Source organism: Variovorax sp. OK605 (genome assembly GCF_900115445.1).
Lineage (GTDB): Bacteria > Pseudomonadota > Gammaproteobacteria > Burkholderiales > Burkholderiaceae_C > Variovorax.
This window is the reverse complement of sequence record NZ_FOWL01000001.1, coordinates 266,272-282,247: the sequence shown is the minus strand read 5'-3', so window position 1 is coordinate 282,247 and position 15,976 is coordinate 266,272. Positions and strand designations below refer to the sequence as shown.

Here is a 15,976-nt window from a genome sequence, read left to right as displayed (position 1 = left end):
CGGATCCTGAAGAAAACTTCAGGCTTTCTTGAGGGCTTCTTCAGCCGGTTTTTCCTACCCTCCTGCGCAGGAAGCGGGAGCGAATCGAGGGCATGGGGCGGCACCCCGTGCGCGGCGCGCCCGCTCGAACGAGGCCCGAGCCGGACGCCCGAGATGAAGAAGAAATCCCTGTACCAAGTCACCAATGCCCGCATCTTTTTCGGGGTGCTGACCTGCGCGGCCCTGTGTTTCGACTCGTTCGACAACACAGCCCATGCCGCCACCCCCGCAGCCGAAGCAGCAGCCGCCGCCCCCGCGCCGATGCTCGTGCGCCAGGGCAACCGCCTGAGCGTGCCCTCCGGCTCGCCGCTGCGCGACCGCCTGCTGGTGGCCACGGTCGGCGAGCAGAACTCGCCGCACGAGGTGAGCCTGCCCGCCACGGTGGAAGCCAACCCGGCGAACACCGTCAACATCCTGCCGCCGCTGACCGGCAAGCTGCTGGAGTTGAAGGTGCGCCTGGGCGACAGCGTGAAGCGCGGGCAGGTGCTGGCCACCATGAGCTCGCCCGACCTCGCGCAGGCCGTGTCCGACGCGCAGAAGGCGCGCGACGCGCTCGAGCTGGCGCAGCGTGCGCTGGTGCGCGCACGCGGCGTGAACGAGGCCGGCTCCAATGCGGCCAAGGACGTGGAAGCGGCCCAGAGCAGCGTGGCGCAGCAGAGCGCCGAACTGCGCCGCAGCGAGGCGCGCCTGCGCAGCGTGGGGGCGGAGGGCACCGGCGGGCAGGTGCTGAAGATCGTCGCGCCCGTCACCGGCACCGTGACGGCCCTGAACGCCGCCGCGGGCGCCAACCTCAACGACGCCAACGCGGCGCTGATGACGGTGTCGAACCTCGACGCGGTGTGGGTCACGGTGAACGTGCCCGAGAACGTGGTGGGCGCGGTGGCGCCGGGGCAGAACGCGGTGGTCACGCTGGCGGCCTACCCGGGGCGCAGCTTCAGCGGCAAGGTGGGCTTCGTGAGCGCGGTGCTCGACGCCGACACGCGCCGCGCCCGCGCGCGCATCGTGTTCGCCAACCCCGACGGGCTGTTCAAGCCCAACATGTACGCCACCGCCGTGCTCGGCGTGCCGCAGGCGGCGCAGGCACAGGTGCCGGCGTCGGCGCTGCTGATGAACAACGACAGCGTGAGCGTGTTCGTCGAGGCCGAACCCTGGACCTTCGTGCGCCGCCGGGTCGAGCTGGGCCGCGAGGACGGCGACAGCGTGCGCATCCGCAGCGGCCTGGCCGCGGGCGAGCGCGTGGTGGTGCGTGGCGGTGTGCTGCTGAATGATTAATCTCATCATCACCCAGTTCTTTCGCCGCAGGCACCTGGCTTGGGCGATGTCGATCGCGCTGGTGCTGTTCGGCGCGTGGTCGTGGACGCAGATGACGGTGGAGGCCTACCCCGACCTGGGCGACGTGACGGTGCAGGTCACCACGCAGGTCAACGGCCTGGCCGCGGAGGAAATCGAGCAGCAGATCACCACGCCGCTGGAGCGCGCGCTGAGCAACACGCCGGGGCTGGCGTCGATCCGCTCGAGCAGCACCTTCGGGCTGTCGCTGATCAACCTGAGCTTCAAGGACGGCACCGACGACTACTTCGCGCGCCAGCGCGTGACCGAGCGCATCGGGCAGGTCAGCCTGCCTTCGGGCGCGCAGCCGGGGCTGGGCCCGGTGGCGGGGCCGGCCGGCGAGATCTACCGCTACACGCTGGAGTCGGACACGAAGAACCTGATGGCGCTGTCGGAGCTTCAGCGCTGGAAGGTGATTCCCGCGCTCAAGCAGGTGGCGGGCGTGGTCGACATCAACAACTTCGGCGGCTTCACCAAGGAGTTCCAGCTGGAGCTGGACCCGGCGCGGCTGCAGAAGTACGGCCTGGTGCTCAACGACGTGGTGACGGCCATCAACACCAACAGCGCCAACGCGGGCGGCGGGCGCATCGCGCGCGGCGACCAGAGCTACGTGGTGCGCGGCATCGGGCAGATCCACACGCTGGACGACCTGGGCACGGTGGTGGTGGCGCAGAACGGCGGCTCGCCGGTGCTGGTGCGCGACCTGGGGCGGCTGCAGTTCGGCCACCAGGAACGCGGCGGCATCCTGGGCAAGGACACCAACCCCGACACCGTCGAGGGCATCGTGCTGATGCTCAAGTACGAGAACCCCTCGCGCGTGCTCGAAGGCGTGCACAAGAAGATCGACGCGCTGCAGGCGGAGCTGGCGCCCCTGGGCGTGAAGATCGTGCCCTACATCGACCGCGACGACCTGGTGAAGCTCACGGTCGACAAGGTGACGCACACGGTGCTCGAAGGCATGGCGCTGGTGTGCTTCGTGCTCATTCTTTTTCTGGGCAGCCCGCGCAGCGCGGTGGTGGCGGCGGTGGCCATCCCGATGTCGCTGGTCACGGTGTTCATCGTGATGCACTTCACCCGCATGCCGGCCAACCTGTTCTCGCTGGGCGCGATCGACTTCGGCATCATCGTGGACGGCGCCATCGTGGTGATGGAGGCCATCCTGCGGCGGCGCGAGGAAGAGCCCGAGGCCACGCTCACCGAAGGCAACATCCTCGAAACCGTGAGCCATGTGTCGGGGCCGATCTTCTTCGCCACGCTGATCATCATCACGGCGTACTTTCCGCTCTTCGCCTTCGAGCGCGCCGAGGGCAAGCTGTTCAAGCCGATGGCCTTCACGGTCGGCTACGCGCTGGTGGGCGCCCTGCTCTGCGCGCTCACGCTCATTCCCAGCCTGGCCTACGTGGCGCTGCGCAAGCCCAGCAAGCCCTTCGTCAACAAGCCGCTGGTGTGGCTCACGGGCGCCTACCGGCGCGTGCTGGCCAGGCTGCTCGACGTGCCCGCCATTGCCTACGGCCTGAGCGCGCTGGCATTGGCCGCGGTGGTGGTGCTGGGCGCCACGGCCGGGCGCGAGTTCCTGCCCGACATCGACGAAGGCGCGCTGTGGCTGCAGGTGCAGCTGCCCTCGGGCCTGTCGCTGGACAAGGCCAGCGAGATGGCCACCGAGATGCGCCACGTGCTGCTGGAGTACCCGGAGGTGTCGTACGTGGTGACGCAACTGGGCCGCAACGACGACGGCACCGACCCTTGGACGCCTTCGCACATGGAAGTGCCCGTGGGCCTGAAGCCCTACGGCGAGTGGCCGGCCGGTGTGAACAAGGCGGCCTTCGTGCGCACGCTGACCGAGCGCTTCGCGCGCATGCCGGGCTTCGACGTGGGCATCAGCCAGCCGATCATCGACGGTGTGAACGACGCCGTGGGCGGCGCGCACAGCCCGCTGGTGCTGCGCATCTACGGCGACGACCTGAAGGAAAGCCGGCGCATCGGCAACCAGATCGTCGAGCTGCTGGGCACGGTGCGCGGCACGGCCTCGGCCTCGCTGTTCCAGGAGCCGCCCATTCCCCAGGTGGTGATCGAGCTGAACCGCGAGGCCGCGGCGCGCTTCGGCGTGAACGCGAACGACGTGGCCAGCCTGGTGCAGACCGGCATCGGCGGCGCACCGGTGATCACCGTGTACGCGGGCAACCGCACCTACAACGTGTCGGTGAAGATGCCCCCGAGCGCCAAGGGCAACACCGAGGCCATCGGGGCGCTGCTGCTCAACAGCTCCAGCGGCGCCAAGGTGCCGCTCGCGCAGGTGGCCGACATCCGGCTGCAGACCGGCGAAAGCACCATCTCGCACGAGATGAACGAGCGGCAGATCACGGTGCGCGTGGACAACCGCGACCGCGACCTGGCCTCCTACCTCGACGAGGCGCGCGAGCGCATTGCGAAGGAAGTGAAGTTCGACCCCGCGAAGTTCCGCCTGCAGTGGGCCGGCCAGTTCGAGAACCAGCAGCGCGCGCAGTCGCGCCTGGGCATCTCGCTGGCGGTCGTGGTGAGCATCATGGCGGTGCTGCTGTTCTTCCAGTTCGGCAAGATCCGCCAGGTCGCGCTGATCCTGGGCGTGGTGCCGATGGCCACATTGGGCGGGCTGATCGCGGTGCACGTGGCGGGCGAAACGCTGAACGTGGCGACGGCGGTGGGCTTCATCGCGCTGTTCGGCGTGTCGATACAGAACGGGATCATCATGGTCGCGAACTTCCGCCGCGTGCGCGGCGAAGGGCTGGCGCTTCAGGAATCGGTGCTCGAAGGCGCGGCCGAGCGCTTGCGCCCGGTGCTGATGACGGCCACGGTGGCCTCCGTGGGCATGCTGCCGGCCGCGCTGGCCACCGGCGTGGGCACCGACGTGCAGCGCGGGCTGGCGACGGTGGTGGTCGGCGGGCTGGTGGTGTCGACGCTGCTGACGCTGTTCATTCTGCCGACGCTGTTTTTCGCGATGGAACGCTTCTTCGAGCGCAAGGGCTGGGGCACGCGCTCCCGCCGCGACCGTTGAGCAGGCAGGAGACAAGACACATGAAGAAGACAAGCCTTGCAACGCCCGTGGCCGCCGGCATTGCGCTGCTGCTGGGCGGCTGCGCGGTCGGGCCCGACTATGCGCGGCCGGCGCTGAACCTGCCGGCCGGGTACACGGCCGCGCCACCTGTGTCCACAGAGGCCGAGGGCGTGCCCTTGCCGCGCATGTCGAGCGAACTCGACGTGCCGGCGCAGTGGTGGCAGGCCTTTCGCTCGGAGCCGCTGAACGCGCTGGTCGTGCAGAGCCTGGCGGGCAACCCGAACATCGAGGCCGCCGACGCCGCGCTGCGCGTGGCGCAGGAGAACGAGGCGGCCGACCGCGCGGCCTTCTGGCCCAGCGTGGCGGTGGGCTACACGCCCACGCGGCAACGCGTGGCCGGGGCGGTGGCGAGCCCGGTGGCGTCGAACGCGAACCTGTACACGCTGCACACGGCGCAGGTGAGCGTGTCGTACACGCCCGACGTGTTCGGTGCCACGCGCCGCACGGTGGAAGGTGCGCAGGCGCAGACCGAGCAGCAACGCTTCCAGGCGCTGGCCGCCAGGCTCTCGCTGAGCAGCAACGTGGTGGCCGCCGCGATCACCGAGGCCTCGCTGCGCGCGCAGCAGCGCGCCACGCTGGCGATCGTCGCGGACCAGAAGGAAGTGCTGCGGGCCTACCGCCGGCAGCAGGCGCTGGGCCAGGTGTCGCTGGCCGATGTCGACGCGCAAGAGGCCTCGCTCGCCGCCACCGAGGCCACGCTGCCGCCGCTGGACAAGCAACTGGCCCAGCAGCGCAACCTGCTCGCCACGCTGGCGGGCCGCTACCCGAGCCAAGGCGTGGCGGCGCAGTTCGACCTGGAAGCCTTGCAACTGCCCGCCGAGCTGCCGCTCGCGTTGCCGTCCACGCTGGTCGAGCACCGGCCGGACGTGCGCGCGGCCGAGGCGCAGTTGCAGGCCGCGAGCGCGGCCATCGGCGTGGCGGTGGCCGCGCGCCTGCCCAACGTGACGCTGGGCGCCAACTACGGGTCTTCCGCGTACACGCTGTCGCAGCTGTTCAAGTCGTCGTCGCTGTTCTGGACTTTGGCGGGCAGCGTGACGCAGCCGGTGTTCGACGGCGGCGCGCTCAGGCACAAGGAAGCCGCGGCCCGCGCCGCGTTCGACCAGGCCGGCGCGCAGTACCGCGCCACGGTGCTCGGCGCGTTCCAGGACGTGGCCAACACGCTCGAGGCCATCGACGCCGACACCCGCACGCTGCAGGCGGCCCTGAAGGCGGAGCGCACCGCCTCGCAGAGCTTGGCGCGCACGCGCACGCAGGTGCGCCTGGGCGATGCCAGCGCGCTTGCGCTGCGCGTGGCGCAGCAGGCCCAGCAGCAGGCCCAGCTCAACCTGGTGCAGGCGCGCGCGCTGCGGCTGACGGACGCGGCCGCCCTCTTCCAGGCGCTGGGCGGCGGGTGGTGGAACGCCCCGCCGGCGCAGCTTGCGGACGCTTCCGTTTCAGTCCCAGCCTCCCTTTCTTCATCTTCCACCGCACCGACCGCAAAGCCATGAACATCCTTCGCCACGAGATGGGCCCCCGCTTCAGCGAGATGGTGACCGTCGACCTGGGCACCGCCCGCCTGCTCTACCTGTCGGGCCAGGTGGCGGAGAACCCGTCGCTCGACATCACCGGGCAGACGCGCGAGATCCTGCATCACATCGACAGGATGCTCGCCACCCAGGGCGCGAGCAAGAACGACCTGGTGAGCGTGACCATCTACCTGCGCACCGTGGGCGACTACGCGGCCATGAACTCGGTGTGGGACGAATGGGTGCCGCCGGGCCACACGCCCGCGCGCGCCACGGTCGGCGCGAAGCTGATCGACTCGGAATACCGTGTCGAGATCCAGGCCATCGCGGCCGTGGGCGCCGCGGCATGACATCGCTGCGGCGCGCCGGCCTGCTGTGGGCGCTGGCGCTCGGCGGCTGTGCGTCCTTCGATGCGCATTCCCTGGACCGCGCGGCCGGCTGGCACGCGGCGCAGGTGGTGGCCGTGGGGCGTGCCGACGCGCTGGGGCGCTCGGCCGACCGGGACTGCGGCGGCTCGGGCGCGGAGGCCTACGTGGTCGTGCGCTACCGCAACGGCGGGGTGCACTCGCGCTCGCTGGGTACCTCGCGGTTGCCGCCGGGCGTGCCGCTCAGCGTTGGCGACGCCGTGTATGTGAACCTGCCCGAATGCAAGGTGACGCTGGCGCTGCCCGCCGAGGTGAGCCGCACACCGCGCTGAAGGCGGCGCGGGCGCCTGTGCCCCACCAGCCTCGCCAGCCCCACCAGCCTCGCCAGCCTCGCCAGCCTCGCCAGCCCGCTGCTGCTAGAGCGGCAGCAGCTCCACGGGCTGGCCCTTGCCCAGCCATTCCTCGAACTCGTCGGACAGCCGCTGCGCCTCGCGCGTCGCCTGGCCCCAGGCCGCGATGCGGGCCTGCGCATCGTTGGCGAAGCGGATGAAGTCCTTGCGGTCGGGCAGCTTGCCGTTGGGCAGCGAGCGCACCCAGTCGCGGTCGGGCGCCAGCACCACCATGCGGTCGAGGAAGCCGGTCGACTTGTGGCGCCAGCGCAGCCCCTTGTCGAGCCAGCCCGGCACCACCGCCTGCTGGAAGTGCGGGTACAGCACGATGCCGTCGTCGGCCGGCTGGTAGTCCAGGTGCAGGTGGTAGTCGGTGATGCCGCCGTCCCAGTAGGCGCCGCGCGGCGCGCCCGGAATGTCGTGCACCGCCGCCAGCAGGAACGGAATGGAACACGACGCCTGCAGCACCATGTTGAAGTTGGCCTCGCTCAGCGCATGCTGGCGGGTGCGGAGGTCGCGCGTGCCGAAGGGCAAGGCCGCGCCGGGCGTGGAGAACACGCAGCGCTCCAGCCACGCGCCCAGGCTCTTGCGGTGCAGGCTGTTGGTGGCAAACGCCCCCAGGTAGCCGACCGGCGTGCGCGCCCGGCCCTCGCGCCCGAGGATGTGGCGCCCGCGCGAGGTCACCACGTGCAGCCGGTAGCGCGCGTGGTCCAGCACCTCGGCAATGCGACCGCCGTAGAACGCGTCGAGGCTTTCGGCGAAGCGCTCGCTGAGCTGGTGCGGGCTGAGCCGCTTCTGGCCCGGCGGCACTTCGAACTGCTGGTGCACGTAGTCGTGCTCGAAGCGCCCGAAGGCGGCGTCGGGGTCCGACAGGCAGGCCGTGGCCAGCCGCCACGCGCCGATCGACGCGCCCACCAGGTGCACCTGCTGGTTCGACTGCGTGAGCCAGCGCCCGAAGATGAAACGGTCGAGTGGCCCGAGGATCAGTCCCTTGGGCCCGCCGGCCGCACCGGGGATGGTGCGCACGTCCTGCGGGCGCAGGCCGTTCTGCTCGATGTGCTTGCGGGCCGCGGGGCCGGCGTAGATGCGCAGGGCTTTCATGCCTTGGCGGTCTCGAAGGGATTGATGACTGGCACCCCGAAACCGGCAAAGTCGGCCACGTTGCGCGTCACCACGGTGAGTTGGTGCTGCTTTGCGGTCGCCGCGATCATGGCGTCTTCATAAAGAGTGTCCGAACTGCGGTGCATGAGCCTGGCCCAGAGCCTGAAAGTGGCCGCGTCCATCGGCAGCACGTTGTAGGAAGCGGCGACCAGCGCCAGCCAGCGTTCGATCTCGTCGGCTTTCGCCGGGTCCTGGTCGCGGGTGATTTCGATGCCGATCTGGATCTCGCCGAGCGTCACCGCCGACAGATTCAGCTCGTTGTCGGCGATGGGAGCGAACCATGCGAGAACCGCGCCATGGGGGCGCGGCCGGCGCAGTTCCGAAATGACGTTGGTGTCGAGCAGATACATGCGGATGCGCGCCTCAGCCCATCGGCTCGATGCGGCGCCTGCGCGCGCCGCCGCGCTGGGGCACGAGGAACTCGGTGCGCGCGTCGTCGGACAGCAGCAATTCCTTGAAGGATGGTTGCGCCGCGCTGTGCAGTCGCCGCCACTCGGCGGCGGGCACCAGCACAGCCGCTTCGGCGCCGCGCTTGGTCACCATTTGCGGCCCGTCGCTGAGACAGGCCTCGAGAAATTCGCTGAAACGCGCTTTCGCGTCTTGGACAGGCCAGGTTTTCATGGCGATCACCCCATCAGACTAGTTGACTGACTAGTTTAATGCGATGACCGCCGCGCTGCGCGAAGCAGGTTACTTGCGCAGCCCCTGCAGCTTGGCAAACGCACTCGCCATCTGCCCCGCGGGCTGCGGCGCGTTGTCGCGGCGGCCCTGCTGCTGCTGGCCGCGCCCGGCGCCTTCGAAGCGGTTGTCGCGCGGGCCGTCGCGGCGCGCGGGCGCCGCGTCGAGCTTCATCGACAGGCCGATGCGCTTGCGCGCCACGTCCACTTCCATCACCTTGACCTTGACGATGTCGCCGGTCTTCACCACTTCGCGCGCGTCGTTCACGAACTTGTGGCTCAGCTGGCTCACGTGGACCAGGCCGTCCTGGTGCACGCCGAGGTCGATGAAGGCGCCGAACTGGGCCACGTTGCTCACGGTGCCCTCGAGGATCATGCCCTCGACCAGGTCCTTGATGTCGTCCACACCGTCGTTGAAGCGCGCCACCTTGAAGTCGGGGCGCGGGTCGCGGCCCGGCTTCTCGAGTTCGCCCAGGATGTCCTTGACCGTGATGACGCCGAACTTCTCGTTGGCGAACAGCTCGGGCTTGAGCGTCTTGAGCATGTCGGCGCGGCCCATGAGCTCGGCGATGGGCTTGCCGGTCTTCACGATGATCTGCTCGACCAGCGGATAGGTCTCCGGGTGCACGCCGGTGATGTCCAGCGGGTCGGCGCCGTCGCGGATGCGCAGGAAACCCGCGCTCTGCTCGAAGGCCTTGGGGCCGAAGCCGGTCACGTCGAGCAGCTGCTTGCGGGTGGAGAACGCGCCGTTGGCTTCGCGCCAGCGCACCACGGCCTTGGCCACGCTGCCCGACAGGCCCGAAACCCGCGACAGCAGCGGCACGCTGGCGGTGTTCAGGTCCACGCCCACGGAGTTCACGCAGTCTTCGACCACGGCTTGCAGGGTGCGCGCGAGTTCGCTCTGGTTCACGTCGTGCTGGTACTGGCCCACGCCGATGCTCTTGGGGTCGATCTTCACGAGCTCGGCCAGCGGGTCCTGCAGGCGGCGCGCGATGGAGGCGGCGCCGCGCAGGCTCACGTCCACGTCGGGCATTTCCTGCGAGGCGAATTCGCTGGCGGAATACACGGAAGCACCCGCCTCGCTCACCACGACCTTGTCGACCTTCATCTCGGGCGCGCCGGCCTGCACGGCCATTTTCTCGAGCAGCTTGATGAGGTCGGCGGCCAGCTTGTCGGTCTCGCGGCTGGCGGTGCCGTTGCCGATGGCGATCAGGTTCACGCCGTGCTTGGCGCACAGCTTGCCCAGGGTGTGCAGCGAGCCTTCCCAGTCCTTGCGCGGCTCGTGCGGGAACACGGTGGCGGTCTCGACCAGCTTGCCGGTGGAGTCGACCACGGCCACCTTCACGCCGGTGCGGATGCCCGGGTCCAGGCCCATCACGACGCGCGGGCCGGCGGGTGCCGCCAGCAGCAGGTCGCGCAGGTTGTCGGCGAACACCTTGATGGCGACCTTTTCCGCGTCTTCGCGCAGGCGGGTGAACAGGTCGCGCTCGGTCGACAGCGCCAGTTTCACGCGCCAGGTCCAGGCCACGCACTTGCGCAGCAGGTCGTCCGAGGGACGGGCCGCGTGGCTCCAGCCCAGGTGCAGCGCGATGCGGCCTTCGGCGATGCTGGGCTTGCCCGGCTCGGGCTCCACCGGCAGCACCAGCTTGGCGTCCAGGACGTCGAGCGCGCGGCCTCGGAAAACGGCCAGCGCACGGTGCGAGGGCACGCGGCCGATGGGCTCGTCGTATTCGAAGTAGTCGCGGAACTTGGCCACGTCGGCGTTGTTCTCGTCCTTGCCGGCCATCAGGCTGGACTTGAGCAGGCCTTCGCTCCAGAGCCATTCGCGCAGACCCTGCACCAGGGCGGCGTCCTCGGCCCAGCGTTCGGAAAGAATGTCGCGCACGCCGTCGAGCACAAGCGGCACGGTCGAGAAATCGGGGCCCGGCTTGCCGTCGTCCAGCGTGGTGGCGGGCTGCAGGAAGGCCTTGGCTTCCACGGCGGGGTCGAGTTTGGGGTCGGCCAGCAGCTTGTCGGCCAGCGGCTCGATGCCGAATTCGCGGGCGATCTGGCCCTTGGTGCGGCGTTTCTGCTTGAACGGCAGGTACAAGTCCTCGAGTTCCTGCTTGGTGGGCGCGAATTCGATCGCGGCGCGCAGTTCGGGGGTGAGCTTGCCCTGCTCGTCGATGGCCTTGAGCACGGCGCCGCGGCGGTCTTCGAGTTCGCGCAGGTAGGAAAGGCGGGCTTCCAGCTCGCGCAGCTGCACGTCGTCGAGGCCGTCGGTGACCTCCTTGCGGTAGCGGGCGATGAATGGAACCGTGGCGCCTCCGTCGAGCAGTTCGACGGCGGCCTTCACCTGGTTCTCGCCGACCTTGATTTCGGCGGCGAGCTGGCGAATGATTTTCTGCATGCTTGAGCGCGTCCCTGGCAAAGCGCGGGAGTTTGCCATAGGCGCGGACGGCCTCCGCCCGCGCGCCCCGCCGGGGGTGTTACAGCATGCTTTCGGCTTCGGGCCGGGTGCTCGGCGGCTCGGGCGCGACGGCCTTGCACGGCACCACCAGCCGCACGCACAGCCCGTACGGCGCCAAGCGCATGATGTCGAGCTCGCCGCCGATGGCCTCGGCGCGCGAATGCATGCTGCGCAGGCCCTTGCCCAGGTGGCCCGGCACCGCCAGGTCGGGCGATCCGCCGGCCTGTGCCTGCATGCCGCGGCCGTCGTCGCGCACCTCGACGGCCAGCGCCCGCCCCCGGTCCAGCGCGGCAATGCGCAGCTCCACGCGCTTGGCGCGGGAATGGCGCAGTGCGTTGGACAAGGCCTCCTGCGCCACGCGGCAGACCTGCGTGGCGGTCTCGGGCGGCAGGTCCAGCGCCTGGGCCTCGGGCGCGATGTTCCATTCCAGGACGATGCCCATGCGCTCGAAGGCCGGGCGCAGGCGGTAGCGCAGGTGGCCCAGCCGTTCGAGCACGGTGGCGTTGCTCTGGTCGTCCAGGTCGTCGACCGTCATCTGGAGTTCGAGCAGGCAGGCCTGCAGCGCCATGGCCAGGCTGTCGGGACCGCTGGACCTGGGGTCCTGGCTTGCCAGCAAGGCCACCAGGCGGGAGCCGACGCCGTCGTGCAGGTCGTTGGCGATGCGGCGGCGCTCGTCCATCACGGCGCGCACCTGCCGCAGCCGCGCGCCGCGGCGCTGGGCGAGGTACCAGATGCTGAGGATCATGCCCAGCACCAGCACGTTGATCACCTGCAGGGCCCAGAAAGTGAACGGCATGTCATCCGCCATGACGCTGAAGGCGGAGGTGGCCCGGATCACCTGCGCCGCCACCGGCGTCAGGTGGAGTGCCCCGGCCAGCCCGGCCCACATGAGCACGCGCCGGCGCGAGATCCGCGTGCGCAGCCACATCAGCAGCAGTCCCCAGGTTCCGACCGACAGCCACACGAACTGGTCTTCCAGGAGGTGCGGTAGGTGAAGGACCTGCGGCGACAGCATGTGACGGCCTATAAAAGACCCCGGTGAGACGCAAAGCTCACCGCCTGCGCACGTGTGTGGGCGTGCAGTTTCCTGTAAATATTCTTGACGTGGGCGTTGACGGTCTGGGCGCTGATGGTGAGCTGCAGCGCGATCTCCTCTGTAACGTACCCCGTCGCTACAAGTCGCAACACTTCTCGCTCACGCGCGGATAACGTCGCCTTGCTTTCCGGCGGGCGCACCGGGTTCACATTGGTGCGCTTGTGATCGAGGTGCACCAGCAGCCGGCGCGCCAGCCGCGGCGTGATGGCCGCGCCGCCGTTGACGACCTGCAGCACGGCCTGCGCATAGCTCTGGAACCACGCGTTCTTGACCAGGTAGCCGGAGGCGCCGAGCTCGAAGGCGTGCAGCACCTGGGGTTCGTCCTCGAGCGCGGAGATGACGATGATCTCGGCCGCGCTGCGGTGGCGCTTGGCCTCCTCGATCAGCTCGAATCCGCTGCCGTCGCCCAGGCGGATGTCCACCATGAGCACGTCGAATTCATGCTGCATCAGCAGGCGCCGGCCTTCGCGCAAGGTACCGGCCTGCCCTTCGAGCTGGATGCGCAGGTCGCCCAGCAGTTCCTGGGCAATGACGCGGCGCACGAAGGGGTCGTCGTCCACCAAGAGAACGCGTACCGGTTTGGTTTCCTGCCCGGTCAGGAAATCCGGCCAGGGAAGAGTGTCGGCGGACGGTGAGAGCAACCCACCGAACTGCCCGGGGTTGGAGTATTTCCTAGCCCCGGTACCAACGTCTGTCAACGAAATGTCGAGATCGCTTTCCATTCCAACCCCTTTGTGACAATTAAAGCTCCGTGTTCGTGTCCAAAAGTTAATTCATTTCTACTCAGATTTCGGACTTCGGTTTTTTTGATTACTTCGGTTGCATTTTGTTGCCGATGGCCGGGTATGTCCAACGAAAGTTGTAGTTTTTACATCTTTCTTCGGATGGTGAATCGGTTTCTTGTGACCACACGCAACCTCGTCTTCCATGCCTTTCGCCATAGCCTCGCACTACCCAGAGCAGGGCATTTTTCATTCGCGACTCGACGCAGAAACTGCACCTCGGTCGTCGCAGAAACATTCGATTCGGCGTCAAAGACCGCGAACTGAGGGCCGGAGGGGCCGGTCCTCGGATGTGTTCCACAAATCCTTAGAGGCAGCATCATGAAGAAGACTCTCATCGCGATCGCAGTGGTTCTGGTTGGCGGCGTTGCTTCGGCAACCGGCAGCTCGGCCATCGCAGCCACGTCCACCACGACGGGCTCGTCCAGCTCGGCCGGCTCCACGGCCGCCAGCTCCGGAACGGGCAGTGCACTGAGCTACAACGCCGCGAACTCCAGCTCGTCGGCCAACGCCAGCGCAGCAGGCAGCGCATTCGCCGTTCCGGGCTTCGCCATCGGTGGCGCCTCGACCCACGGCGCCGCCACCACCACGGGCGGCGTGACCAGCATCGCTGTCACGACGGGCAACGGCCTGGCCATCGGCGGCGCGAACGCGTCGGCCAATGCGACCTCGGCCGGGGCCGCCAACTATTCCGCCGGCGGCTCGACCCATGTGGCCGGCAGCGTTGGCGGTGCTTCTGCCTCGACCACCAACAACACGGCCGCAACGGCCGCCGGCCCTGGCGGCGGTCTCGCCGTGGTGACGCGCACCTCGACCACGACCGCGGGCTACAACGCCACGTCGGGCGCCATCAACGGCCCGATCAACGGCACCAGCACCACGGCAAACGCAGGCTCGACCGGCGGCTCCTTCGGTGTCAGCAACTTCGCCTTCGGCAATGCAGCGGGCTTCACCAACGGTGGCGGCACCGCCGGCGCCGGCACCGCGACCTCGACCGCATCGGCTCCCTGAACGCCTGCACGCACCGGTTGTTGCACTCATGGGGAGGGGCCCAGCCCCTCCCCGGTCATCAAAGGAGACGAAAAATGAAGAAGCTGCTTTTCAGTGTGTTGCTGACCGCATCCGTGGCGGCAATGGCCCAAACGACCAACAACGGCGGTAGCGCCAATGCATCGAGCAGTTCGGCGACCACGTCGGCCCAGGGCAACAACCAGGCCGTGACCTTCTCCAGCCCGGCCAACGTGACCAGCACGATGACCAGCAACCAGAACGTCAACAATTCCGGAGCCACCACGAACACGGTGGACTACCAGGGGAGCTACACGATCAAGAACGTGCCGTCCGTCAACGGGCCGAACCTCACCACCAGCAACGACACCTGCATGGGCAGCACGAGCGCCAGCGCGAACGGTCCTGGCGTCGGGCTCAGCTTCGGCACTACCTGGACGGACGAGCACTGCAAGCGGCTCAAGATGAGCCGCGAACTCTGGAACAAGGGCATGAAGGCGGCTTCGCTCGCCATGGACTGCATGGACGCCGCGGCCCAGGCCGCGCTGGAAATGACCGGCACCAAGTGCCCGCAGTCGATGACCGGCGACGAACGCGTGACGGCGTACGGCCCGCAGGCCTCCGCCAGCGGTGCGGCACCGCCGCGCCCGGTGGCAGCCGCGGCACCCGTGGCGCCCGTTGCCCCCATCGCGCCGGCCCCTGCCGCACCGGTCCAGCCCGTGGCGGTCATCGCACCCGCGGTTCCCGCGCCGGTCCCGGCCCAGGCACCCGCCGCCGCCACGCCCTTGCCGCCCACGGCACCGCTGCCGCCGCCACCCGCGCCGATGGTGCAGGCCGCCCCCGTCGCACCGGCCCCGCAAGCCGTCGCCGCGGTGCCGCCGGTGACGACGACGCAACCGGTCGCGGCAGTGACCGTGGAGGCTGCGGCCCCGGCGGCCCCGGTCGCGGCAACGAAGCCCGCCGCCGTTGAAATGACGCCGGTCGCCAGCGCCACGGTCACGGTCATCGATCCGGCCGATGTCGCCGCCATCCGGGCCGCCCGCCTGATGAGCGAGCCGACCGCCGACGTCGCGGTGGCGCGCCGGTCGACCGACTTCCCGCAATGAGCACCGGGAGTCCGAGATGACAAGGACCCTGCTCTTCTGGACCGCGGCCTGTTGCCTGGCAACGGCGGCGGTTTCGGCGGCCGCCGCGCCACCGCCGAACAACCTGCTGCGCATCGAGCGCGTGAACATGGGCAGCGGCGTGCAGAACGCCAGCGGCACGGACGTCGCCGAGCCGGTCGGCGACCTGGGCGTCTGGCACGTGCCGCAGTACATGCCGGGCTTTCCGACGGCCGCGACGATCTGGCCGCGCGTGGTGATCGTGCCGTGCAGCACCGACCTGTGCAGCGGCTACGAGCTCACGCCGGAACTCGGCCGCGGCGAGTACCTGTACTTCGCTCCGGCACGGAGATAAGGCTCGGACAAGGCCTCGTGCCTGCCGCGCACAACGCACAACGCACAACGCGCGCCACCCGGCGCGCGTTGTGCCGTACCCTTCGCGCATGACATCGCTTGCGCGCTTCCTGCGTGCCCTCCTCCGCGCCTTCGGCATCGCACTCGTCGTTCCGCTGCTGCTGTTCGAGGAATGGGGCTGGGAGCCGCTGGCCGCGCTCATGGCACGGCTGGCCCGCCTTCCGTTCTGGGCCGCGCTCGAAGACCGCCTGCGCCGGCTGCCGCCCTGGGGCGCGCTGCTGGCCTTTTTCATTCCCGTGGTGCTGTTGCTGCCGGTGAAGGTGCTGGCGCTCTTCCTGTTCAGCCGCGGCCATGCCGCCACCGCGCTCACCGTGCTGCTGCTGGCCAAGCTGGCCGGCACCGCCATCGTGGCGCGGATCTTCCAGCTGGTCGAAGGCCCGCTCATGCGCATTCCGTGGTTCGCCCGCTGGTACCCGCGCTGGAAGGCCTGGAAAGACCGTGTGTTCGCCATCGTCCGGCAGACCCGGCCGTGGCGGCTGGCGCGGGCGATCAACCGGCTCGTTTCGCGCAGTTGGCGCCGGTTCAGGGAAAGCTGATTGGGTTATTTTTACCCGGGTCATATTGCCAA

Annotated in this window: 15 protein-coding genes; 9 read left to right on the top strand and 6 right to left on the bottom strand. The window is 69.2% G+C overall.

Annotation, left to right across the window (positions count from 1 at the left end):
- The first annotated feature begins 153 nt into the window (after window positions 1-153).
- From BM013_RS01285 to BM013_RS01265, 5 genes are read left to right on the top strand one after another with little or no spacing between them, the layout of a single operon-like run.
- Entirely contained in the window at window positions 154-1,311 is a 1,158-nt protein-coding gene (locus tag BM013_RS01285) for an efflux RND transporter periplasmic adaptor subunit (protein ID WP_093121819.1), read from the top strand.
- On the top strand, window positions 1,304-4,399 hold the full coding sequence (locus tag BM013_RS01280; protein WP_093121817.1) for an efflux RND transporter permease subunit: 3,096 nt from the start codon (window positions 1,304-1,306) through the stop codon (window positions 4,397-4,399). The genes BM013_RS01285 and BM013_RS01280 overlap by 8 nt, the downstream gene beginning before the upstream one ends.
- Before the next feature lie 20 nt (window positions 4,400-4,419).
- On the top strand, window positions 4,420-5,946 hold the full coding sequence (locus tag BM013_RS01275; RefSeq protein WP_093121816.1) for an efflux transporter outer membrane subunit: 1,527 nt from the start codon (window positions 4,420-4,422) through the stop codon (window positions 5,944-5,946).
- The gene (locus BM013_RS01270; protein ID WP_093121813.1) at window positions 5,943-6,314 is read left to right on the top strand and encodes a RidA family protein; all 372 of its coding nucleotides are present in this window, start codon (window positions 5,943-5,945) and stop codon (window positions 6,312-6,314) included. The genes BM013_RS01275 and BM013_RS01270 overlap by 4 nt, the downstream gene beginning before the upstream one ends.
- A complete protein-coding gene (locus tag BM013_RS01265) occupies window positions 6,311-6,661 on the top strand; it encodes a hypothetical protein (protein ID WP_093121811.1) in 351 nt (116 codons plus the stop codon). Before BM013_RS01270 ends, BM013_RS01265 begins: the two co-directional genes overlap by 4 nt.
- Window positions 6,662-6,745: 84 nt before the next feature.
- On the opposite strand, the gene BM013_RS01260 is transcribed toward BM013_RS01265, so the two are convergent.
- From BM013_RS01260 to BM013_RS01235, 6 genes are all read right to left on the bottom strand, one after another.
- On the bottom strand, window positions 6,746-7,819 hold the full coding sequence (locus tag BM013_RS01260) for a patatin-like phospholipase domain-containing protein (protein WP_093121808.1): 1,074 nt from the start codon (window positions 7,817-7,819) through the stop codon (window positions 6,746-6,748).
- Complete coding sequence (locus tag BM013_RS01255) at window positions 7,816-8,229, bottom strand: type II toxin-antitoxin system VapC family toxin (protein ID WP_093121806.1); 414 nt, start codon at window positions 8,227-8,229, stop codon at window positions 7,816-7,818. The genes BM013_RS01260 and BM013_RS01255 overlap by 4 nt, the downstream gene beginning before the upstream one ends.
- Before the next feature lie 13 nt (window positions 8,230-8,242).
- Entirely contained in the window at window positions 8,243-8,500 is a 258-nt protein-coding gene (locus BM013_RS01250) for a type II toxin-antitoxin system Phd/YefM family antitoxin (protein ID WP_093123286.1), read from the bottom strand.
- A 69-nt stretch (window positions 8,501-8,569) separates the two neighbouring features.
- Window positions 8,570-10,945 carry a Tex family protein gene (locus BM013_RS01245; RefSeq protein WP_093121804.1) on the bottom strand — a complete coding sequence of 792 codons (2,376 nt, stop codon included), beginning with the start codon at window positions 10,943-10,945 and terminating at the stop codon, window positions 8,570-8,572.
- Between the two features lie 79 nt (window positions 10,946-11,024).
- Window positions 11,025-12,020 carry a sensor histidine kinase gene (locus BM013_RS01240; protein WP_093121801.1) on the bottom strand — a complete coding sequence of 332 codons (996 nt, stop codon included), beginning with the start codon at window positions 12,018-12,020 and terminating at the stop codon, window positions 11,025-11,027.
- Between the two features lie 8 nt (window positions 12,021-12,028).
- A complete protein-coding gene (locus tag BM013_RS01235) occupies window positions 12,029-12,823 on the bottom strand; it encodes a LuxR C-terminal-related transcriptional regulator (RefSeq protein WP_093121798.1) in 795 nt (264 codons plus the stop codon).
- Window positions 12,824-13,204: 381 nt separating this feature from the next.
- Between BM013_RS01235 and BM013_RS01230 the strand changes: the two genes are divergently transcribed.
- The 4 genes from BM013_RS01230 (at window position 13,205) to BM013_RS01215 (ending at window position 15,944) form a co-directional block, all read left to right on the top strand.
- The gene (locus tag BM013_RS01230) at window positions 13,205-13,894 is read left to right on the top strand and encodes a hypothetical protein (protein WP_093121796.1); all 690 of its coding nucleotides are present in this window, start codon (window positions 13,205-13,207) and stop codon (window positions 13,892-13,894) included.
- 74 nt (window positions 13,895-13,968) lie between these two features.
- The gene (locus tag BM013_RS41685) at window positions 13,969-14,997 is read left to right on the top strand and encodes a hypothetical protein (protein ID WP_256221349.1); all 1,029 of its coding nucleotides are present in this window, start codon (window positions 13,969-13,971) and stop codon (window positions 14,995-14,997) included.
- A 16-nt stretch (window positions 14,998-15,013) separates the two neighbouring features.
- Window positions 15,014-15,349, top strand: a complete 336-nt coding sequence (locus BM013_RS01220; protein ID WP_093121793.1) for a hypothetical protein — start codon at window positions 15,014-15,016, stop codon at window positions 15,347-15,349.
- Window positions 15,350-15,437: 88 nt separating this feature from the next.
- Window positions 15,438-15,944 (top strand): hypothetical protein, encoded by a 507-nt coding sequence (locus BM013_RS01215; protein ID WP_093123284.1) that lies wholly within the window; start codon window positions 15,438-15,440, stop codon window positions 15,942-15,944.
- Window positions 15,945-15,976 lie beyond the last annotated feature (32 nt).